The 4,054-nt window shown below is 66.4% G+C and carries 4 protein-coding genes; 2 read left to right on the forward strand and 2 right to left on the reverse strand.

Features of this window, described 5'->3' with window-relative positions:
* Nucleotides 1-236 precede the first annotated feature (236 nt).
* Together JOZ76_RS37290 and JOZ76_RS37295 are read right to left on the reverse strand one after the other, a co-directional pair.
* On the reverse strand, nucleotides 237-2,477 hold the full coding sequence (locus JOZ76_RS37290; RefSeq protein WP_291706369.1) for a recombinase family protein: 2,241 nt from the start codon (nucleotides 2,475-2,477) through the stop codon (nucleotides 237-239).
* 243 nt (nucleotides 2,478-2,720) lie between these two features.
* Nucleotides 2,721-2,978: a hypothetical protein gene (locus tag JOZ76_RS37295; RefSeq protein ID WP_291706370.1), complete on the reverse strand. Its 258-nt coding sequence runs from the start codon at nucleotides 2,976-2,978 to the stop codon at nucleotides 2,721-2,723.
* Here JOZ76_RS37295 and JOZ76_RS37300 point away from each other — a divergent pair.
* Together JOZ76_RS37300 and JOZ76_RS37305 are read left to right on the forward strand one after the other, a co-directional pair.
* Entirely contained in the window at nucleotides 2,961-3,485 is a 525-nt protein-coding gene (locus JOZ76_RS37300; protein WP_291706367.1) for an ATP-binding protein, read from the forward strand. The genes JOZ76_RS37295 and JOZ76_RS37300 overlap by 18 nt on opposite strands.
* A gap of 31 nt (nucleotides 3,486-3,516) precedes the next feature.
* Nucleotides 3,517-3,762: a hypothetical protein gene (locus tag JOZ76_RS37305; RefSeq protein WP_291706368.1), complete on the forward strand. Its 246-nt coding sequence runs from the start codon at nucleotides 3,517-3,519 to the stop codon at nucleotides 3,760-3,762.
* The last annotated feature ends 292 nt before the right edge of the window (nucleotides 3,763-4,054 follow it).

Genomic DNA, 4,054 nt, shown 5'->3' on the forward strand with positions numbered 1-4,054 from the left:
GGATGAAGCGCGTAGGTACGCGTTGACGCCTGCGCAGGCGGCCTCGCCGTTGGCCAGGCGTCCCTACGACCTGCGCCACGCTGCCGTGTCGCTGTGGCTCAACCGAGGCGTCCCCGCGCCCGAGGTCGCTCAACGCGCAGGTCACTCGGTGGACGTACTGCTCAAGGTCTACGCCAAGTGCATTGAGGGTGACCGTACGAGGATCAGCCGGAACCGAGTAACACTGCGCATGCCTTTCATGAGGGTTGATCAAACAGTCCAGTTTGGTCGTTGGGGACCTTGATTCGCAGGCCTTTTCGTCGGCCGCGGTTGACGTGGACGGCTTGCAGTTCGCCGCGTTGGACCTTATGCAACACCGTCTGCCGGGCCACTCCGAGGATCTTGGCGGCCTCGTCGAGGCCGGCCCAGCCGTGGGGCACCTGGGGAACGACTCGGTCGCGTACGGCCTGGTCGATGCGGATGCGCCACGGCGCCCCGGCGGTGAGTTGTTCGCCGGTGATGAATCCCTCCCGCAGCCACCGGTAAATCGTTACTTTGCCGACGCCCAGGAGGCGTTCGGCTTCGGCGACGGTGACCACAACGGCATCATCGTCGTTGGGTGCGACAGTTTTGGGTGGCTGGTAAGCCGGGATGCCACGAGAAACCCGCAGCGAATGGACCCGGCTTTTGGTGAACGGCAGCCCGGTGCCGGTGCGGCGCCGCTGCCGAGACAAGATCAGCGCGATGGTGGTGTCGTCGTACTGGGTGGCTAGCCGCCGCACGAGCTCGATGGTGTCCTCGTCGGTAGTTCGGAAGTGCCCGCCTGTCTTGGCCATCGCCATGTCAAGCTCGGTGCAGGCACCGCCTTGCCAGATGATCCGCAGCGCTGCCGTCCGCGCCTGGGTGTCGACGGTGACGACGACCTCGGAGATGATCGCGCGGAGCAGCTGCTTGCGTTCCCGGAATGTGGTGGACGGCGCGGCGAACACCGCCCGGACGTCGGCGCCGGCGCGCGAGAGCCACGCTAGCTCTTCGTCGGTGAGCCTGACCGGGCGGCGGGCTAGCGCGGCGAGCAAGTCTCGTTCGGCTTGTTGCTGCGCCGCGAGCTTGGCCTCCAAGGCGCGCTCCAGGGTGCGGGCCACGAGCCGATTCTCTGGTTCGACTGCGTCGTATTGGCGCCGGGCGCGTTCGGCCTCATAGCGGGCACGTTCCACGCCCAACTCGAACGATCGCAGGGTGGCGGCGTGGGCTTGTTCTGCGTCAGTGAGCGCTTGCGCGGTCGCGGCCAGGGCGGCGGGTTCGAGGACCGCGAACACCTCCTCGAGGACCCGGTTCTCCAGTCGCCGCCCGCCGATGCTCTGACAGCTTTTCTCCCCACCATAGAGTTGCTTGGCGCGGGCGCACACGTATCGCGGGCAGTTGCCCTTGGCCCCGGAGTAGCCCGTCTGCATCAACCGGCTGCACTTGCCGCAACGCAGCCGTCCCTGCAGCAGCGCCGATCCTTCGCGCGGTGCGCCACCGCCGAACCCACGCGGGGCACGCCAGTTCTCCCGCAACCGCGCGGTGTTCGCCTCATAGGTGGCCCAGTCGATAAACCCTGGATGGTGATCGGGGATGAGCACGGCCCACTGCTCGCGGGGCAGCAGCATCGTGCGCTGCACCACCTTGCCGGCTGAGTGGATGCGTTTCTCGGTGCGGGTGCGGCCGAACACGAACGCCCCGGCATAGACCGGGTTGGTGAGCAAGTCGTGCACCGCCGGGTAGGTCGCGAGCTGCCACGTAATCCGCCCGGTGCGCGTCGGACGGCGCGGCAACAGCAGCCCGTCACCGCGCAACGACAGCAACACCTGCCGGGCAGTGCCAAGTTCAGCAAAGCGACGAAACACCGTCGCGATCGCCTCCATCACCGCCTCATCCGCGGTGATCACCACCGCGCCGGTCTCGTCGTAGTCGAAACCGACCGGCAAGAACTGGCGCAACTCGCCGCGGGCGGCCTTATGCCGCAACCCAGCGGTCAGCCGAGACCGGATCAGGTGCAACTCCGCCTCGCTCATCGTGCCCTTTAGGCCCAGCACCAGCCGGTCGTTGAAGTCCGCCGGGTGATACACGCCGTCCGCGTCGGCGATCAACGTGTCGGTCAGCGCGCACAGATCCAGCAGCTGATACCAGTCGCTGTTGTTGCGGGCCAGCCGGGACACCTCAATACCCAAAATGATCCCGACCCGGCCCAGGCCGACGTCGGCAACCAGATCCTTGAACCCTTCCCGAGCCGTCGCCTCAGCACCGGAGCGGCCAAGGTCGGCGTCGATCACCCGCACCTGGTGAGCGTCCCAGCCCAGCGCGACCGCGCGTTCGCGCAGCTCATACTGGCGGATCAAGCTCTCGGTATGTTCCCGTAGTTGCGTCAGCGTGGATTGTCGGACATAAACGTAGGCGTCCCGGCCCAGATGCACCGGCCCGATCTTCGCCGAGACCAGCACCCCCGCCGCGTCACTCATCGCCACGTCGATCCTCATCGACGGTGACGTCGGGATCGATCAGGACGCCCCGGGCGATCAGGCGAGACAGCAGCGTCAACACCTCGCGTCGGGTAGCTTCCGGCAGCGACCACCACCGCTCAACCGGGCGTGCCGGTTCTAGCTCGGGCAACGTGAATTGGACAGGATCGACAGCTACTCTCAGGGCGCGCAAATAGGTTCACCTTCCCGAAGTCGTTGGCGCGAACAAAGGACAGGCCGAACCTATTTGCCCCTACGCTTCGGACCGGGACCCCGCTGCAACCCCGTCACCAAGGCACGCAGCGCCTGAAGCCCGTCACCGTCCAGCACCAGACGAGTCGGCTCCACCAGATCACCCGCGAACACGTCCGTGGCGTCAGCCCGCACAGTGCCCGGGCTGCCATCCAACAGCCCCACGACAAGCAGCAGCACACCGTTCCAGCGCTTGAACCCGGACGCCTCGAGCAACTCGCCGAACAACGGGTGCGTCGTGGCAGTCACCCGCACCCTGCACGGCAACACCGACCGAAGATGTTGCAGTCTCTCGCCATCACTCCGGGCACCGGAAAGACTCACTTGCTGATCTCGCTGGGCACCCTGGCCGCCGAAGCCGGCTACCGCGTCCGCTACACCCTGGCCAGCAAACTGGTCAACGAACTCGTCGAAGCCGCCGACGAACGACAGCTGTCCAAACTGATCGCCCGCTACGGCCGCGTCGACCTGATCCTGATCGATGAGCTGGGATACCTGGAACTGGACCGGCGCGGCGCCGAGCTGCTGTTTCAGGTCCTCACCGAGCGCGAAGAGCGCTCGGCCGTGGCGATCGCCTCCAACGAGCCGTTCTCCCGCTGGACCAAGACCTTCACCGACCCCCGGCTGTGCGCCGCTGTCGTCGACCGGTTGACCTTCGCCGGACAGATCATCCAAACCGGCACCGTTTCCTACCGGCTCGCTCATGCCCGCCAGCAGCAAAACGCCAAAAAGGCCGCCAGCGCACCCGCCCGCTGACCTGGAAGGCGATCGCCGAAAAGGACACCCGATGCCAGCTCCCCACGTGCACCTCGAATCCATCGACGCCGCCGAACTCGCCGAGATGCTCACCTTCATCGACCAATGGCTAACCGGCCCCGACCACGCCCAGCTCACCGCCTCCCTCGCGCGCTTCGTCGGCGCCGACGGCTACAACCTCACCCAACTACGCACCGACCTCGCCCGATTCACCTTCCTACTCGGCCACGACGACGGCGAACAACTCTTCGGCACCCACCACTCACCCCAGCCTTGAAAGCCGGACCGGCGAATCGATCCAGCCATCCCCACGCCATCGCTGGCCAGCCTTTCCGTCAAACCGTCATCTCAATCAGCACCCCCGCGAGGATGGGGCCAGCTACCTCCGTCACGCCGGGGCCACGCAGGGTTGACATCGCCAACAAGGTCGAGCAGGCCCTCGGGGCTGGACTTGGCCGCAGGGCCTCGGCATAGTCCGATTATTCGGTGTGTCTACACGGCGACACGCCGGTGATGAGGTAGTGGGGCGGACACGGCAGCACGGGTGATCATTGCGGCGGCGACCACAG

Origin of the sequence: Bradyrhizobium sp., assembly GCF_019244115.1 — a bacterium.
GTDB lineage: Bacteria > Pseudomonadota > Alphaproteobacteria > Rhizobiales > Xanthobacteraceae > Bradyrhizobium.